The 15434-nt window shown below is 60.8% G+C and carries 15 protein-coding genes and 1 pseudogene; 12 read left to right on the top strand and 4 right to left on the bottom strand.

The window, feature by feature from the left end:
* The first annotated feature begins 39 nt into the window (after window positions 1–39).
* Together QU606_RS02630 and QU606_RS02625 are read left to right on the top strand one after the other, a co-directional pair.
* Entirely contained in the window at window positions 40–441 is a 402-nt protein-coding gene (locus QU606_RS02630; protein ID WP_304998086.1) for a lysozyme inhibitor LprI family protein, read from the top strand.
* Window positions 442–480: 39 nt separating this feature from the next.
* Window positions 481–897: a DUF3010 family protein gene (locus QU606_RS02625; protein WP_304998085.1), complete on the top strand. Its 417-nt coding sequence runs from the start codon at window positions 481–483 to the stop codon at window positions 895–897.
* Between the two features lie 125 nt (window positions 898–1022).
* Here the strand turns inward: QU606_RS02625 and QU606_RS02620 are convergent, their stop codons facing one another.
* Both QU606_RS02620 and QU606_RS02615 read right to left on the bottom strand, forming a co-directional pair.
* Window positions 1023–2201 (bottom strand): AAA family ATPase, encoded by a 1179-nt coding sequence (locus QU606_RS02620; RefSeq protein ID WP_024077813.1) that lies wholly within the window; start codon window positions 2199–2201, stop codon window positions 1023–1025.
* A gap of 68 nt (window positions 2202–2269) precedes the next feature.
* Window positions 2270–3214, bottom strand: a complete 945-nt coding sequence (locus QU606_RS02615) for a GlxA family transcriptional regulator (protein WP_024077814.1) — start codon at window positions 3212–3214, stop codon at window positions 2270–2272.
* A gap of 193 nt (window positions 3215–3407) precedes the next feature.
* Here QU606_RS02615 and QU606_RS02610 point away from each other — a divergent pair, with 193 nt between their 5' ends.
* From QU606_RS02610 to QU606_RS02580, 7 genes and pseudogenes are all read left to right on the top strand, one after another.
* The gene (locus tag QU606_RS02610) at window positions 3408–4352 is read left to right on the top strand and encodes a choline ABC transporter substrate-binding protein (protein WP_024077815.1); all 945 of its coding nucleotides are present in this window, start codon (window positions 3408–3410) and stop codon (window positions 4350–4352) included.
* An 88-nt stretch (window positions 4353–4440) separates the two neighbouring features.
* Entirely contained in the window at window positions 4441–5328 is an 888-nt protein-coding gene (locus QU606_RS02605; protein WP_193689913.1) for a 3-keto-5-aminohexanoate cleavage protein, read from the top strand.
* Between the two features lie 128 nt (window positions 5329–5456).
* The gene (locus QU606_RS02600; protein ID WP_069077111.1) at window positions 5457–6422 is read left to right on the top strand and encodes an L-carnitine dehydrogenase; all 966 of its coding nucleotides are present in this window, start codon (window positions 5457–5459) and stop codon (window positions 6420–6422) included.
* 125 nt (window positions 6423–6547) lie between these two features.
* A complete protein-coding gene (locus QU606_RS02595) occupies window positions 6548–7024 on the top strand; it encodes a thioesterase family protein (protein ID WP_304998084.1) in 477 nt (158 codons plus the stop codon).
* Between the two features lie 9 nt (window positions 7025–7033).
* Window positions 7034–8194, top strand: a complete 1161-nt coding sequence (locus QU606_RS02590; RefSeq protein WP_304998083.1) for a gamma-butyrobetaine dioxygenase — start codon at window positions 7034–7036, stop codon at window positions 8192–8194.
* Window positions 8195–8476: 282 nt separating this feature from the next.
* The gene (locus QU606_RS02585; RefSeq protein WP_024077820.1) at window positions 8477–8740 is read left to right on the top strand and encodes a hypothetical protein; all 264 of its coding nucleotides are present in this window, start codon (window positions 8477–8479) and stop codon (window positions 8738–8740) included.
* Window positions 8737–8865, top strand: a pseudogene (locus QU606_RS02580) (outer membrane lipoprotein carrier protein LolA); the annotation flags it as partial. The gene QU606_RS02585 and the pseudogene QU606_RS02580, both read left to right, overlap by 4 nt.
* On the opposite strand, the gene QU606_RS02575 reads toward QU606_RS02580, so the two are convergent.
* Window positions 8855–9958 (bottom strand): GlxA family transcriptional regulator, encoded by a 1104-nt coding sequence (locus tag QU606_RS02575; protein ID WP_024077821.1) that lies wholly within the window; start codon window positions 9956–9958, stop codon window positions 8855–8857. The pseudogene QU606_RS02580 and the gene QU606_RS02575 sit on opposite strands and share 11 nt — an antisense overlap.
* 523 nt (window positions 9959–10481) lie before the next feature.
* The gene (locus QU606_RS02570) at window positions 10482–11858 is read right to left on the bottom strand and encodes an L-serine ammonia-lyase (RefSeq protein WP_304998082.1); all 1377 of its coding nucleotides are present in this window, start codon (window positions 11856–11858) and stop codon (window positions 10482–10484) included.
* 416 nt (window positions 11859–12274) lie between these two features.
* Here QU606_RS02570 and QU606_RS02565 point away from each other — a divergent pair, with 416 nt between their 5' ends.
* The 3 genes from QU606_RS02565 to choV all read left to right on the top strand — a co-directional run bounded on the left by QU606_RS02565 (window position 12275) and on the right by choV (window position 15309).
* Window positions 12275–13222: a choline ABC transporter substrate-binding protein gene (locus tag QU606_RS02565; protein ID WP_024077823.1), complete on the top strand. Its 948-nt coding sequence runs from the start codon at window positions 12275–12277 to the stop codon at window positions 13220–13222.
* A 66-nt stretch (window positions 13223–13288) separates the two neighbouring features.
* Window positions 13289–14134, top strand: a complete 846-nt coding sequence (gene choW / locus QU606_RS02560) for a choline ABC transporter permease subunit (RefSeq protein WP_041161040.1) — start codon at window positions 13289–13291, stop codon at window positions 14132–14134.
* Complete coding sequence (gene choV, locus QU606_RS02555; RefSeq protein ID WP_024077825.1) at window positions 14131–15309, top strand: choline ABC transporter ATP-binding protein; 1179 nt, start codon at window positions 14131–14133, stop codon at window positions 15307–15309. Before choW ends, choV begins: the two co-directional genes overlap by 4 nt.
* The last annotated feature ends 125 nt before the right edge of the window (window positions 15310–15434 follow it).

The following is a 15434-nucleotide window of genomic DNA, read 5'->3' as shown; positions in this document are numbered from 1 at the left end:
GAGCCAGAATTCGGTCATCCACTGATATGAGACGGCGCAATGAAATCGATTTTCCTGGCTTTGGCACTCATCGCAACCGGCGTCCACGCCGCCGAAGACACCGACAGCACGCCGTGCGACGGCATCGAAAACGACAAGCAAACCCTGGAATGCGCCACCTACAACAAAACCACCGCAGAACAATTGCTCAAGGATAACTACCAGGTCCTGCTGGAGCGCATGGGTTCGACCTATGGCCGCAACAAGTCAGAGCTCGCCGACATTACCGCTCGTCTGAAGGACGCCCAGCAGAAGTGGGAAAAGCTGCGTGACGCCGATTGTGCGGTGGATACCTTCCCAGCGGTGACAGGCACCAAGGAATATGCAATTGCGCAGAATGATTGCCTGGCGCGGATGAGTGATGAGCGGTCGGAGTTTCTGGAGTCGATTGGGCAGGAATAAGCGACAATCCCTGCCTCTCTCTTTGAACCAAGGCTACTCATGACTCTCTGCGGCATCGAAATCAAAGGCAGCGAAGCGATCTTCGCCGTTGCCTCCCTGGACGACCAGACACTGACCCACGTCGCCCTGGCCACCAAGAAAATCGCCCTTGAAGACGACGATGAAGCCGCCAACGTCAAAGCCTTCGCCGCCCAGGTGAAGGCGTTCGTGCAGGAAAACGCCCTCCAGCGCATCGCCATCAAGAAGCGCAGCAAGAAAGGCGAATTCGCCGGCGGCCCGACCACGTTCAAGATTGAAGGGGTGTTTCAACTGCTGGAGGGGGTTGAGGTGACGCTGCTGTCACCACAGACCATCAACGCGCAGAACAAGAAGCACAACTTTGACCTGCCGGCGACACTGAACAAGTATCAGCATGAGGCCTTCAAGACGGCGTGTTCGGCACTGCTGAAGAAATAAACCACACCAAACACCCCATGTGGGAGGGGGCTTGCCCCCGATAGCGGACGGTCAGTTGATACAGCTTTGGCTGACCCACCGCTATCGGGGGCAAGCCCCCCTCCCACATGGGATGTGTGTTGTCTTTAGTGGGGGGCATGGCGCTTGTGCCGCAGCCAGTCGCCGAATGTCTTGTCTTCCAGGGCATACCCGCCCCGGCTCGACTTCCACACCAGTTCCTTGTCGCGCAGGGCATCGATGCAGGCCTGGATGGTCTGGGTACCCGGTACCACGTCGCTGCCCATATCTTCCAGCGCCTTGCTGACAGCCGTGAGGGTGCTGTCGGTAAATGGCGCGAAGGGTTCGTTGTTTTGAGAGCGCTCCACCATCACCTCCAGCACGGCGCGCTGCGGGATGGTCAGGGCGTTCCAGGCGCTTTCGAACTCGGTCCATACACCTGCGCGCAACAGCTCGGCGCGGCTGTGCAGGAGTTGGCCGAGGTTACTGGCCTCGCCTAACTCCAACGCGACTTCACCGATGATCGTACGCAACATCTCGGGGCGCCGGCCTACCAGCTCAAACGCCTCATCAATGTCGGCAGGGTTGAACTGATTGGTTTGCGCCAAATGAGCGTTGAGGTGCACGGTGTACGCCTGGGTGAACTCTTTGCCGAGCAAGGGGAACGGCGTGATGCTGGAGCCGAAGAACGGCTGGCTTTTGCCGAGCACCAAGTGAGCCAGCTTGTCGCGGTTGGAGCCGGTAAACACCAGGCGCAAGCCGCTGCCTTCCTCGTCACGGCCTTGGTTGAGCTGATCCCGGGCAGCCTTCAACGCGAACATCGCATTGATACCCGACTCGGTGGTTAATGCGTGCTGCGCTTCGTCAATCACCAGCACAACGGGTTTTTCAGCAGCGCTGTGGAGCAATTCCAACGCTTGGGTCAGCGTCGCCCCGACAGGCAATTGTGGCTTGGTAAAATCCCAGGAGAGCGTACGCAGAAAGCTCAGTTTCTCGATGCCGATGTTCTTGGCCAGTTTGCGAATGCCCTTTTCATAGGGAACCAGAGCAGCCGCAATAGCACTGGCAATCAACTCTGCAGGATCTTTCTCTTTGTCAGCCCAGAGATCCACATACACCGTCAGCCAGCCCCGGAGCTGACATTCCGGAATCAAGTCTTCGCGCAGAAAGGTGCTTTTGCCGGTGCGACGGGGCGCCGCGAGAAACAGGCCAGAGGTGAAATCCTGAATACCGGCCCCCACCAGGCCATCGGCAATACTGCGTGCCAGGGTGGGGCGGCGAAACACAAAGCCGCTGTGCTTGGGCATGGTTTTATACTCAATTATGTAAAGGACTATAAATTATAGTAACGAGTATAATTGACTATAATTGCCCGTCAAACCACCTCCCGTCGCCGATCCTCCCTCGGACACTTGGCAAACCTGGCCCGATAACTCCTGGTGAAATACGACGGCGACTCAAACCCGCAGGCAATGCTCACCTCCAGCACGCTCATGTCGCTCTGGCGCAGCAACTGCCGGGCTTTTTCCAGGCGCAGGCCCAGGTAGAAGTTGCTCGGCGTGTCGTTCAAATGCAGGCGAAACAAGCGTTCCAACTGGCGCCGGGTGACCTTGATCGTGTCAGCCAGGGCCAAGGTACTCAGGGGCGGCTCGGTGTGCTGCTCCATCTCGCCGATCACGTGCACCAGCTTCTTGTTGTTGATGCCGTAGCGCGTGGCGATCTGCATGCGCTGGTGGTCTTTGCGTGGGCGAATGCGCCCGAGCACGAATTGTTCGGAGACCTGGATGGCCAGGTCCGGGCCGTGGGCCTGGGCGATCAGGTCGAGCATCAGGTCGATGGACGCGGTGCCGCCGGCGCAGGTGATGCGGCGGCGGTCGATCTCGAACAGTTCCTGGGTCACGCTCAGGTGCGGATACGATTCCTTGAAGGCATCAATGGCTTCCCAGTGCAGGGTCAGGCGATGACCGTCGAGCAGGCCCGCCTCGGCGAGAACACAGGCGCCGGTGTCGATGGCGCCAAGGGTGACGCCGTCGTGGTCGAGGCGGCGCAGCCAGTGCTCCAGGGCGGGCGTGGCGAACTGGAGCGGTTCGAAGCCGGCGACCACCATCAAGGTGGCGCCCTTCTTCAACGGTTCCAGCGCGGCGTCGGCGTTGACCGACATGCCATTGCTCGCCAGCACCGCGCCGCCATCGGCGCTCAATACGTGCCAGCGGTACAACTCGCCACGAAAGCGGTTGGCCACGCGCAACGGTTCAAGCGCCGAAATAAAACCGATGGCCGAAAAGCCCGGCATCAGCAAAAAGTAGAAATCCTGGGACATGGTGGCGCTCTCGTCGGACGGGCAGCGTGGCACTGTGATACTCCCGTTCTCGGGTGGATTCAAGGGGGCAGGTCGCTGCAGTGCAAGAGTGAGTCGCCGCCGTGCGTTTTGCCGCCCTCCAAGCTGCGTAACGTGATCCCACGGCGCACAAAGACGCCGGCCCCCACAATAACGACCTGCCGAGGGATCCACCATGAATCGACTGATCAGCCGTTGCGTACTCGCACTCAGTGCCAGCGCCCTCTTGAGCACCAATGTCCTGGCCGCCGACGCGGCATCCTGCCAGAACGTGCGCATGGGCGTGGTGAACTGGACCGATGTCATCGCCACCAGCGCCATGACCCAGGTATTGCTCGACGGCCTCGGCTATAAGACCAAGCAAACCAGCGCCTCCCAGCAAATCATCTTCGCCGGCATCCGCGACCAGCGCCTGGACCTGTTTCTCGGCTACTGGAACCCGCTGATGACCCAGACCATCACACCGTTCGTCAACGCCAAGCAGGTCAAGGTCCTCGACAAACCGAGCCTGGAAGATGCCCGCGCCACCCTCGCCGTGCCGACTTACCTGGCGGACAAGGGCCTGAAAACCTTCGCCGATATCGCCAAGTTCGAGAAAGAACTGGGTGGCAAGATCTACGGCATCGAACCTGGCTCGGGCGCCAATACCCAGATCAAGGCGATGATCGCCAAGAACCAGTTCGGCCTGGGCAAGTTCCAGTTGGTGGAGTCCAGCGAAGCCGGCATGCTCGCCGCCGTGGACCGCGCCGTGCGCCGCAAGGAAGCCGTGGTGTTCTTCGGCTGGGCGCCGCACCCGATGAACGTCAACGTGGCAATGACCTACCTGACCGGCAGCGAGGACGCCCTGGGCCCGAACGAAGGCATGGCCACCGTCTGGACCGTCACCTCGCCGACCTACGCCGAGCAGTGCCCCAACGTGCACAAGCTGCTGAGCAACCTGACCTTCACCGCCGCCGACGAGAGCCGGATGATGCAGCCGCTGCTGGATCACAAGGACGCTCTGGAGTCCGCCAAACAGTGGCTCAAGGATCACCCGCAGGACCAGCAGCGCTGGCTTGAAGGCGTGACCACCTTCGACGGCAAACCGGCCGCCGCCAACCTGCAATTGACCAGCAAATAACCTTTTTGGACTCCCCGCGTCGCGGTCATCCCTGGCCGCGAACGGCGTCCTACGCCTTGAAATCACACGCCTGTAAGGAACCCACCTCATGAACCACGACGTCATCATCACCTGCGCACTCACCGGTGCTGGCGACACGACCGCCAAAAGCCCTCACGTGCCGGTCACCCCCAAGCAAATTGCCGCCGCCGCCGTGGAAGCCGCCAAAGCCGGCGCTACCGTGGTGCACTGCCACGTCCGCGACCCCGAAACCGGTAAGTTCAGCCGCGACGTCGCCCTGTACCGCGAAGTGATGGAGCGCATTCGTGAGGCTGACATCGACATCATCGTCAACCTCACCGCTGGCATGGGTGGCGACCTGGAGATCGGCGGCGGCGAGAACCCGATGGAATTCGGCCCCAATACCGACCTGGTCGGCCCGCTGACCCGCCTGGCTCATGTGGAAGAACTGCTGCCTGAAATCTGCACCCTCGATTGCGGCACCCTGAACTTCGGCGATGGCGACACCATTTATGTGTCCACTCCGGCCCAACTGCGCGCTGGCGCCAAACGTATCCAGGAGCTGGGGGTAAAAGCCGAGCTGGAAATCTTCGACACCGGCCACCTGTGGTTCGCCAAGCAGATGATCAAGGAGGGCCTGCTCGACAACCCGCTGTTCCAGCTGTGCCTGGGCATCCCGTGGGGCGCGCCGGCCGACACCACCACCATGAAAGCCATGGTCGACAACCTGCCCGCCGACGCGGTGTGGGCAGGGTTCGGGATCGGCCGCATGCAGATGCCGATGGCGGCCCAGGCCGTGCTGCTGGGTGGCAACGTGCGTGTGGGCCTGGAAGACAACCTGTGGCTGGACAAGGGCGTACTCGCCACCAACGGCCAACTGGTGGAACGCGCCAGTGAAATCCTCAGCCGCCTGGGCGCGCGGGTCATGACCCCGGCCGAAGGCCGCAAAAAAATGGGCCTCACCAAACGCCGCTAATCAAAAAATGTGGGAGGGGGCTTGCCCCCGATAGAGGTGTGTCAGTTGAAGGATCTATTGGCTGACACACCGTAATCGGGGGCAAGCCCCCTCCCACAAGGGATCACTGAACGCTTTAGGAATTTGCCATGCGCTTTATTACAGAAATCAAAACCTTCGCCGCCCTCGGCAGCGGTGTCATCGGCAGCGGCTGGGTGTCCCGCGCCCTGGCGCATGGCCTCGACGTGGTCGCCTGGGACCCCGCGCCAGGTGCCGAAGCGGCGCTGCGCAAACGCGTCGCCAATGCCTGGGGCGCCCTGGAAAAACAGGGCCTCGCACCCGGCGCATCGCAAGACCGCCTGCGCTTTGTGGCCACCATTGAAGAATGCGTGAAAGACGCCGACTTCATCCAGGAAAGCGCCCCGGAACGCCTGGAGCTGAAACTGCAATTGCACAGCAAGATCAGCGCAGCGGCCAAGCCCAATGCACTGATCGGCTCGAGTACCTCCGGGCTGTTGCCGAGCGAGTTCTACGAGGGTTCGACTCACCCGGAACGCTGTGTCGTCGGCCACCCTTTCAACCCGGTCTATCTGTTGCCGCTGGTGGAAGTGGTGGGCGGCAAGCACACCGCGCCGGAAGCGATCCAGGCCGCGATCAAGGTGTATGAAGCCCTCGGTATGCGCCCGCTGCATGTGCGCAAGGAAGTCCCCGGTTTTATCGCCGACCGCTTGCTCGAAGCGCTGTGGCGCGAGGCGCTGCACCTGGTCAATGACGGCGTGGCGACCACCGGCGAAATCGACGACGCCATTCGCTTTGGCGCCGGGTTGCGCTGGTCGTTCATGGGCACCTTCCTCACCTATACCCTGGCAGGCGGTGATGCGGGCATGCGGCACTTCATGGCGCAGTTCGGTCCGGCGTTGCAGTTGCCGTGGACCTACCTGCCGGCACCGGAGCTGACCGACAAGCTGATCGACGATGTGGTCGAGGGCACCAGCGACCAATTGGGCAAACACAGCATTTCGGCGCTGGAACGCTATCGTGACGATTGCCTGTTGGCGGTGCTCGAAGCGGTGAAGGCGACCAAGGAAAAACACGGCATGACCTTCGCCGAATAACCCTGTGGGAGGGGGCTTGCCCCCGATAGCGGTGGATCAGTACCGAACACCTTGACTGACACACCGCTATCGGGGGCAAGCCACCTCCCACATTCCTGACCGCGTACATAGCCGGAATTCATGTGATGCCTGCACTGACCACCTACGCCACCAAAATCCAACCCGCCTGGGTGGACTACAACGGCCACCTGCGCGACGCGTTCTACCTGCTGATCTTCAGCTACGCCACCGACGCGCTGATGGACACCCTGGGCCTTACCAGCGACAACCGCGAAGCCAACGGCCATTCGCTGTTCACCCTGGAACTGCACCTGAACTACCTGCACGAAGTGAAACTCGGCGCCGCGGTGGAGGTGCATACGCAACTGATCGCCCACGACGCCAAGCGCCTGCACCTTTATCACAGCCTGCATTTAGTGGGCGACGAGAAAGAGCTGGCCGGCAACGAACAGATGCTGCTGCACGTTGACCTGGCAGGCCCGCATTCGGCGCCGTTTGCCGAGGCGACGCTGGAAAAACTCGTTGCGATCAGCACTGAGCAAGCCGATCTGCCAAGGCCCGCCCTCCTCGGCCGAGTGATTGGACTGCCACCAAAAAAATAAGGAGCCATCATGCAAACCGCCGCCGCTGTTGCCGATTTCCGTACTTACCCGAAGCGCTGCGACCTCGCCGAGGCGCAGGTGTTGGAAGATCAGATTCGCGTACGCTGGGCCGATGGCCGGGTCAGCCCGTTTCATCATCAGTGGCTGCGGGACAACTGCCCGTGCGCACAATGCGTGTACAGCGTGACGCGTGAGCAGGTGCTGGAAATTGTCGACGTGGATGACGACCTCAGCGCCATCGGCGCGCGGATCGAGCACGGTGTTCTCAGCGTGGAGTGGCGTGGCGGCCATCGCAGCCAATACGATCCCGGCTGGCTGCGCGCCCATGCCTATGACGATGAATCCCGCGCCGAACGCAGGGCGGCAAAGCCCCAACCCCAGTTGTGGGACAGCACCTTCGATCTCCCGGTGTTTGACTATACCGCCGTGATGGAAGACCCCAAGGCCCTGCTGCAATGGCTACTGGCACTGCGCGACCTGGGCCTTACCCAAGTCCGTGGCGTGCCCACCGAACCGGGTTCCCTGGCACTGATCGCCAAGCGCATTTCGTTTATCCGCGAGAGCAATTTTGGTGTGCTGTTCAACGTGCAATCCAAGGCCGATGCCGACAGCAATGCCTACACCGCTTTCAACCTGCCGTTGCACAGCGATCTGCCGACCCGGGAGCTGCAACCGGGGCTGCAATTCTTGCATTGCCTGGTGAACGATGCGGACGGTGGCGAGAGTCTTTTTGTCGATGGGTTTGCCATCGCCAATGCCCTGCGCGAGGAAGATCCCGAAGCGTTTCGCGCCTTGTGTGAAATACCCGTGGAGTTTCGCAACAAAGACCGTCACAGCGACTATCGCCGCCTTGCGCCGATCATTGCCCTGGACGCGTTGGGCGAGGTGGTGGAGATTCGCATGGCCAACTTTTTGCGCGGGCCGTTCGAAACGTCGGTGGCGCAGATGCCGTTGCTGTATCGGGCTTATCGGCGGTTTATCGCGATGACGCGCGAGGCGCGCTTTCGGCTGGTCAAGCGCCTGAACCCGGGCGAGCTGTGGTGCTTCGATAACCGCCGTACGTTGCATGCGCGTAATGCGTTTGATCCAACATCCGGGGCGCGGCACTTTCAGGGGTGCTACATCGATCGCGACGAGTTGCTCTCGAGGATCCTGGTGTTGCAGCGGTAGATCGCGGCGCGGCAGCGCAAAAAACCCAGGCAAAAAAAAGCCCCGATCCAGCCGTGACGGGATCGGGGCAGAGCGCTTTGTGTGAGCCGTACATCCCGAGGGTGACCAAACCTTCAAGCTGCTTGCTGGTAGCCAGTGTGCCTATTCCTTCGGTGGGTAAATGACCCGAAAACGACACGCTCATAGCCATCTGAGCCATTCGTGCATTCTGCCCTTGCCGACCAGCCGGGGGCCTACCAGAATCCAGATCAATCCCCCGCTCCCTTCACCAGGATAAACGTCATGATGCATGCGGATTTGATTGACCAGGATGACCTGCTGAGCCAACTGCGCTCGCTGGGTTTCGAGGTATCCAGCGGTGCCAGCGCCGAACAGGCGTGCGAATGCGCGGTACGCGGTTTGAGCGAAGCACGGGCCAAGGCGCTCAAGGGTATGGTTGAGCAGATGTACACTGGCAGTGCGACGATTCTGCCGGCGGTGCGCCAGGCGATCGACAAGCAGTTGTTGCCGGCGTTGGTGCAGTTCAAGCAGAACGCTGGCGCCTGACAGCCACCCTCCCTGTAGGAGCGAGCTTGCTCGCGAAGATCGCCAACAATGACGCGGGGCACCAGGTGCCCCGCGGCGCTCTTGCTTTTTTCGCGAGCAAGCTCGCTCCTACAGTTAGAGCCGTACGCTGGCGAATGTCGACTCGTTGCGCGCCTGGCTCAACGCCGACATCGGCCCCGACAACGGTGACAACACCAACGCCTGCGGAATCGGCATCATCGCCACCTGCTGGGTGGTGTTGGAGCCTACGCGCTCATCCCGTGGCGGAATGCCGAAGTATTCGCGGTAGCACTTGGAGAAGTGCGGCGTGGACACGAACCCGCACACCGACGCCACTTCGATGATCGACATCGGCGTTTGCTTGAGCAACTGCCGGGCGCGAATCAGGCGCAGCTTGAGGTAGTAGCGCGACGGCGAGCAGTGCAGGTATTTCTGGAACAGCCGCTCCAACTGGCGCCGCGACACGGCGACGTACACCGCCAGCTCATCCAGGTCGATCGGCTCTTCGAGGTTGGCTTCCATCAGCGCCACGATTTCCTGCAACTTCGGCTGGTTGGTGCCAAGCATGTGCTTGAGCGGCACGCGCTGGTGATCCTGCTCGTTGCGGATGCGCTCGTACACGAACATCTCGGAGATCGCCGCCGACAGTTCACGGCCATGGTCGCGGCTGATCAGGTGCAGCATCATGTCCAGCGGCGCGGTGCCGCCGGAGCTGGTGAAACGGTTGCGATCGAGGGTGAACAGGCGGGTGCTCATCGACACGCGGGGGAAGGCTTCCTGCATCGACGCCAGGCACTCCCAGTGCACGCTGCAATCGAACCCGTCGAGCAAGCCGGCGCAGGCCAAGGCCCAACTGCCGGTGCACACCGCGCCAAGGCGACGGGACTGACGCGCCTGGCTTTGCAGCCACGACACGTGTTCACGAGTGACGGTACGCTGGATGCCCACGCCGCCGCACACAATCACAGTGTCCAGGGCCGGGGCTTTGTGCATGGAGGCATCGGGGGTGATTTGCAGGCCGTCGCTGGCCCACACCTGGTTCCCGTCGACACTCAGGGTCGTCCAGCGATACAACTCGCGACCGGACAACTGGTTGGCCATGCGCAGTGGTTCCACTGCCGAAGCCAGGGAAATCAGCGTGAAATTGTCCAGCAGCAAAAAGCCGATGGATTGAGGCGCACGGTTCTGGGGTTGAGTCCCGGAGTTGAACGACGTCATGGCGGTATCTCCTCACACAAAGCGGGTGATGGCCTCAGGCGAGGCTCTTGTTATTGCGCGCGTCTGCGATGCAGAGCGACGCTTTGAATTGATAGAGCAAATGCCATGCCTAAAATTGAATGGCTATTCAATAACTCCTGAAAACGACCTCATGACGCGTCTATATAAGCCCACGCAGGAAGTGCGGAATACGACCCGAATTGGTCGTAGGAGCGAGCCTACTCAAGGGCTGTGAGCAGTTCGGTAGCACTTGTGGGAAGGCGCTTTCAGGGCGTAGGAAAAGTCTGTCACCGCACGCACAGGTGACGGGTGGTCGGAGGGGAAATCGTTCGCGAGCTACTTATCTGTTTGCGACGCGCTAAAAGGTGGCGATTTAGGTTGGAGTGTTCACTTTTTGAGCAGCATTGCCTGGATTACAGCCATCGGGGGCAAGCCCCCTCCCACATTTGAAGGTATTCACAATTCAACATGTGGGAGGGACGGTGCGACGATTCGACTTGCCCCCGATGCAGGCATCGCGGTCTCAGCACTCCACCGCACTCACCGCCAACCCACCCCGCGATGTTTCCTTGTACTTGTCATGCATATCCGCCCCGGTATCGCGCATGGTGCGGATCACCCGATCCAGGGAGATGAAGTGCTGGCCGTCGCCGCGCAGGGCCATCTGTGCCGCGTTGATCGCCTTCACCGCCGCAATCGCGTTGCGTTCGATGCACGGCACTTGCACCAGGCCGCCCACCGGGTCGCAGGTCAGGCCAAGGTTATGTTCCAGGCCAATTTCGGCGGCGTTGCACAATTGCTCCGGCGTGGCGCCAAGAACCTCTGCCAGCCCGGCGGCGGCCATGGCGCAGGCTGAGCCCACCTCGCCCTGGCAGCCGACTTCAGCACCGGAGATCGATGCATTCTTCTTGCACAGGATCCCCACCGCCGCGGCGCTGAGCAGGTAGTCGACCACGTTGGCTTCGGTGACTTCGTCGCTGAATTTCATGAAGTAATGCAACACAGCCGGAATGATCCCCGCCGCGCCGTTGGTGGGGGCGGTGACCATGCGTCCACCGGCGGCGTTTTCTTCGTTGACCGCCAGGGCGAACAGGTTGACCCACTCCATCGCGCTCAAGGTCGAGCCGATCACATTGGGCTTGTTCAATTCCTGCAAGCTACGGTGCAACTTGGCGGCACGGCGACGCACGTTGAGGCCGCCGGGCAGGATGCCTTCGTGCTTGAGGCCCTGCTCGACGCACTCTTGCATGGCGCGCCAGAGCTTCATCAGGCCGCTGCGGATTTCGTCCTCGGAGCGCCAGACCTTTTCATTGGCCATCATCAGCTCGGCGACGCGCAGGTTGTGGGTCTTGCACAGCTGCAACAGCTCCACCGCGCTGGAAAAATCATAGGGCAAGGCGGTGCTGTCCATATCGGCCACACCGCTGCGGGCCTGGGCCTCATCCACCACAAAACCGCCCCCCACTGAATAGTAAGTGTCGCGGTGCAGCTCGCCGTCATCGCCGAACACCACCAGGGTCATGGCATTGGGATGGAACGGCAGGTTTTCGTCGAGCAGGCACATGTCCCGGGCCCATACGAACGGCACGGGCAAACGTCCGTCCAGCAGCAAGGTATCGGTCTTGCGCAGGGTATGAATGCGCAGGCCGATTTGCGCCGGATCGATCGCGTCCGGCCACTCGCCCATCAGGCCCATGATGGTCGCGGTATCACTGCCGTGACCGATGCCGGTAGCCGACAAGGAGCCGTAGAGCTGAACTTCGACGCGCCGGACCTGTTCCAACAGTTCACGTTCACGCAAAGCCTGGACGAACAACGCCGCGGCGCGCATGGGGCCGACGGTGTGAGAACTCGAAGGCCCGATGCCGATCTTGAACAGGTCGAAAACACTGATAGCCATTGCGGTAGAACTCCTCGATAAGCACGGCCAGGCTTGAACGAGGTGCTACGCTCAGATCGCCCAGATGGCGGCATCATCAAGCTTTTACCTGCCCTCACGGCGTCTCACACCGACGCACTCATGCTCACCAGCGTCGCTCCCGTGCGATCGCCTGTTTTGGCCGTTTTTAGCGGTGCAGATGGGCAAAAACAGCAGTTTTGACTTGGGAAAAACCTGTAAGCGACGTCACCGACACTGGATACGACCCTCCCTGTACTGGATACGACGCCCCCTGTAGGCGTCAGATTTTCACTGGTACATGATCAGTCTCGACTCGTTTGCAAGGCACCGTGCCAGAGCTGTCGTCGCACGCCCCAACCGCAACACCTAATAAAGCGCGGCGAATGCCGCCAGAAAAGACACAGGAGTCTACCCCGATGAAAGGTTCACCCTCGTTGTTGTTGGCCGCCATGCTGAGTCTGCCAGTCATGGCACACGCTGCAGAACCGGAACAGTGTAAGACCGTCAACTTCTCCGATGTCGGCTGGACCGACATCACCGTCACGACTGCGACCACCAGCGAAATTCTCAAGGGCCTGGGCTACAAGCCACGCACCACGATGATTTCGGTACCGGTGACCTACAAGTCACTGGCAGACGGCAAGAACATGGACATCTTCCTCGGCAACTGGATGCCGACCATGGAAAACGACATCAAGCCGTACCGTGATGCCGGCACCGTGGAAACCGTGCGCGCCAACCTGGAGAACGCCAAGTACACCCTGGCCGTCCCCGAGGCGTTGTACAACAAAGGCCTGAAAGACTTCGCCGATATCGCCAAATTCAAGGATGAGCTGGGCGGCAAGATCTACGGTATCGAACCAGGTAACGACGGCAACCGCACCATCCAGACGCTGATCGACAAAGACGCCTTCGGCCTGAAAACCGCGGGCTTCAAAGTGGTCGAATCCAGCGAAGCCGGCATGCTCTCCCAGGTGGAGCGCGCCACCAAGCGCGACCAGGCCATCGTGTTCCTCGGCTGGGAACCGCACCCGATGAACACCCGCTTCAAGATGAAGTACCTGACCGGCGGTGACGACTCGTTCGGCCCCAACTACGGCCAGGCCACCATCTATACCAACACCCGCAAGGGCTACACCCAGGAATGCAGCAACGTCGGCCAACTGCTGAAAAACCTGGTGTTCACGCTGAACATGGAAAGCACCCTGATGGGGAATGTCCTGGACGACAAAATGAAGCCCGACGCCGCGGCCAAGGCCTGGCTGAAGAAGAACCCTCAGGTGCTCGACACCTGGCTGGCCGGCGTGACCACGGTTGATGGCAAACCCGGCCTGGAGGCCGTCAAAGCTTACCTCGACAAGTAACCGCTGACCCCGGGGCGGTGCGCTGCCCCGGGATGTTTTCCCCTTCGCATGTGGACATTCACTACCATGCTGACTGAACAGAAAATCCCACTAGGCCAGTACATCGCTGCCTTCGTCGAATGGTTGACCAAACACGGTGCCAACTATTTCGACGCAATCGCATCGACACTGGAAACGATGATCCACGGCGTGACGTTCGCGCTGACCTGGTTCAATCCGCTGGCATTGATCGGTCTGATTGCGCTGCTGGCTCACTTTATTCAACGTAAATGGGGCCTGACGGTTTTTGTCGTCGCCTCCTTCCTGCTGATCCTGAACCTTGGGTACTGGCAGGAAACCATGGAAACCCTCGCGCAGGTGTTGTTCGCCACCCTGGTCTGCGTGGTCATCGGAGTGCCGCTGGGCATTGTTGCCGCGCACAAGCCGATGTTCTACACCCTGATGCGGCCGGTGCTCGATCTGATGCAGACCGTACCGACCTTCGTCTACCTCATCCCTACCCTGACCCTCTTCGGGCTGGGTGTGGTGCCCGGGCTGATTTCCACGGTGGTGTTCGCGATTGCCGCGCCGATCCGCCTGACCTACCTGGGTATCCGCGATGTACCGCAAGAGTTGATGGACGCCGGCAAGGCCTTTGGCTGCTCGCGCCGTCAGTTGCTCTCGCGCATTGAACTGCCCCACGCCATGCCGAGCATCGCTGCCGGCATTACCCAATGCATCATGCTGTCGTTGTCGATGGTGGTGATCGCCGCCCTGGTGGGTGCCGATGGCCTCGGCAAGCCGGTGGTCAACGCGCTGAACACCGCCGATATCGCCCTGGGCTTTGAAGCCGGCCTGGCGATCGTATTGCTGGCCATCATGCTCGACCGCATCTGCAAACAACCCGACGCCAAAGTAGGGGGTGATGCATGAGCATTATCCGATTCGACAATGTCGATGTGATCTTCTCCAAAGACCCACGCGAAGCGCTCAAGCTGCTGGACCAGGGCATGAGCCGTAATGAGATCCTGAAAAAAACCGGGCAGATTGTCGGCGTAGAAAAAGCCAGCCTGGATGTCGAGAAAGGTGAAATCTGCGTGCTGATGGGCCTGTCCGGTTCCGGCAAATCGAGCCTGCTGCGCTGCATCAACGGCCTCAATACGGTCAGCCGTGGCCAGCTGTTCGTGGAGCATGAAGGGCGCCAGATCGACATCGCCTCCTGCACCCCGGCGGAGCTGAAAATGATGCGCACCAAGCGCATCGCCATGGTGTTCCAGAAGTTCGCCCTGATGCCCTGGCTGACGGTGCGCGAGAACATCAGCTTCGGCCTGGAAATGCAGGGCCGTCCGGAGAAAGACCGGCGCAAGCTGGTGGACGAGAAACTCGAACTGGTGGGCCTGACCCAGTGGCGCAACAAGAAGCCCGACGAACTGTCCGGCGGCATGCAGCAACGTGTCGGCCTGGCCCGCGCGCTGGCGATGGACGCCGATATCCTGCTGATGGATGAACCCTTCTCGGCCCTCGACCCGCTGATCCGCCAGGGCCTGCAGGACGAACTGCTGGAACTGCAGAGCAAGCTGAGCAAGACCATTGTGTTCGTCAGCCACGACCTCGACGAAGCCCTCAAGCTCGGCAGCCGTATCGCGATCATGAAAGACGGCAAGATCATCCAGTACAGCGTGCCGGAAGAGATCGTGCTGAACCCGGCGGATGACTATGTGCGCACCTTCGTCGCCCACACCAACCCGCTGAACGTACTGTGCGGGCGCAGCCTGATGCGCACCCTGGACAACTGCAAGCGCGTCAACGGTTCGGTGTGTCTCGATCCGGGCGGCGACTCGTGGCTGGACCTGGCCGAAGGCAACACCATCAAGGGCGCCCGCCAGAATGGCGCGGTGATGAACCTGCAGAACTGGGCACCCGGGCAAGCGGTGGAAGGCCTGGGTCGGTTGCCGACGCTGGTGGATTCGAATATCGGCATGCGCGATGCGCTGCAGATTCGTTATCAGACGGGGAACAAGCTGGTGTTGCATGACAACAACCAGGTGGTGGGGATCTTGGGCGACAGTGAGCTGTACCATGCTCTGCTGGGCAAAAACCTGGGCTAATCACCCAGGCCCACTGTAGGAGCGAGCTTGCTCGCGAAGAACGATCAGACAACGCATTAAGCCAGGATACCCGCGTTATCGTTGACGTTTTTCGCGAGCAAGCTCGCTCCTACAGTTCGTCCGTG

It is taken from the genome of Pseudomonas sp. OVF7 (assembly GCF_030644265.1).
GTDB lineage: Bacteria > Pseudomonadota > Gammaproteobacteria > Pseudomonadales > Pseudomonadaceae > Aquipseudomonas > Aquipseudomonas gorinensis.
Note: the sequence above shows the minus strand (reverse complement) of the source record. Positions and strands in the feature narration are given on the sequence as shown.

Excerpts from the sequence above, each read along its gene's own strand:
- QU606_RS02630 (WP_304998086.1), top strand. The coding sequence starts at position 40 with ATGAAATCGATTTTCCTGGCTTTGGCACTCATCGCAACCGGCGTCCAC.
- QU606_RS02625 (WP_304998085.1), top strand. The coding sequence starts at position 481 with ATGACTCTCTGCGGCATCGAAATCAAAGGCAGCGAAGCGATCTTCGCC.
- QU606_RS02620 (WP_024077813.1), bottom strand. The coding sequence starts at position 2,201 with ATGCCCAAGCACAGCGGCTTTGTGTTTCGCCGCCCCACCCTGGCACGC.
- QU606_RS02615 (WP_024077814.1), bottom strand. The coding sequence starts at position 3,214 with ATGTCCCAGGATTTCTACTTTTTGCTGATGCCGGGCTTTTCGGCCATC.
- QU606_RS02610 (WP_024077815.1), top strand. The coding sequence starts at position 3,408 with ATGAATCGACTGATCAGCCGTTGCGTACTCGCACTCAGTGCCAGCGCC.
- QU606_RS02605 (WP_193689913.1), top strand. The coding sequence starts at position 4,441 with ATGAACCACGACGTCATCATCACCTGCGCACTCACCGGTGCTGGCGAC.
- QU606_RS02600 (WP_069077111.1), top strand. The coding sequence starts at position 5,457 with ATGCGCTTTATTACAGAAATCAAAACCTTCGCCGCCCTCGGCAGCGGT.
- QU606_RS02595 (WP_304998084.1), top strand. The coding sequence starts at position 6,548 with ATGCCTGCACTGACCACCTACGCCACCAAAATCCAACCCGCCTGGGTG.
- QU606_RS02590 (WP_304998083.1), top strand. The coding sequence starts at position 7,034 with ATGCAAACCGCCGCCGCTGTTGCCGATTTCCGTACTTACCCGAAGCGC.
- QU606_RS02585 (WP_024077820.1), top strand. The coding sequence starts at position 8,477 with ATGATGCATGCGGATTTGATTGACCAGGATGACCTGCTGAGCCAACTG.
- QU606_RS02575 (WP_024077821.1), bottom strand. The coding sequence starts at position 9,958 with ATGACGTCGTTCAACTCCGGGACTCAACCCCAGAACCGTGCGCCTCAA.
- QU606_RS02570 (WP_304998082.1), bottom strand. The coding sequence starts at position 11,858 with ATGGCTATCAGTGTTTTCGACCTGTTCAAGATCGGCATCGGGCCTTCG.
- QU606_RS02565 (WP_024077823.1), top strand. The coding sequence starts at position 12,275 with ATGAAAGGTTCACCCTCGTTGTTGTTGGCCGCCATGCTGAGTCTGCCA.
- choW (WP_041161040.1), top strand. The coding sequence starts at position 13,289 with ATGCTGACTGAACAGAAAATCCCACTAGGCCAGTACATCGCTGCCTTC.
- choV (WP_024077825.1), top strand. The coding sequence starts at position 14,131 with ATGAGCATTATCCGATTCGACAATGTCGATGTGATCTTCTCCAAAGAC.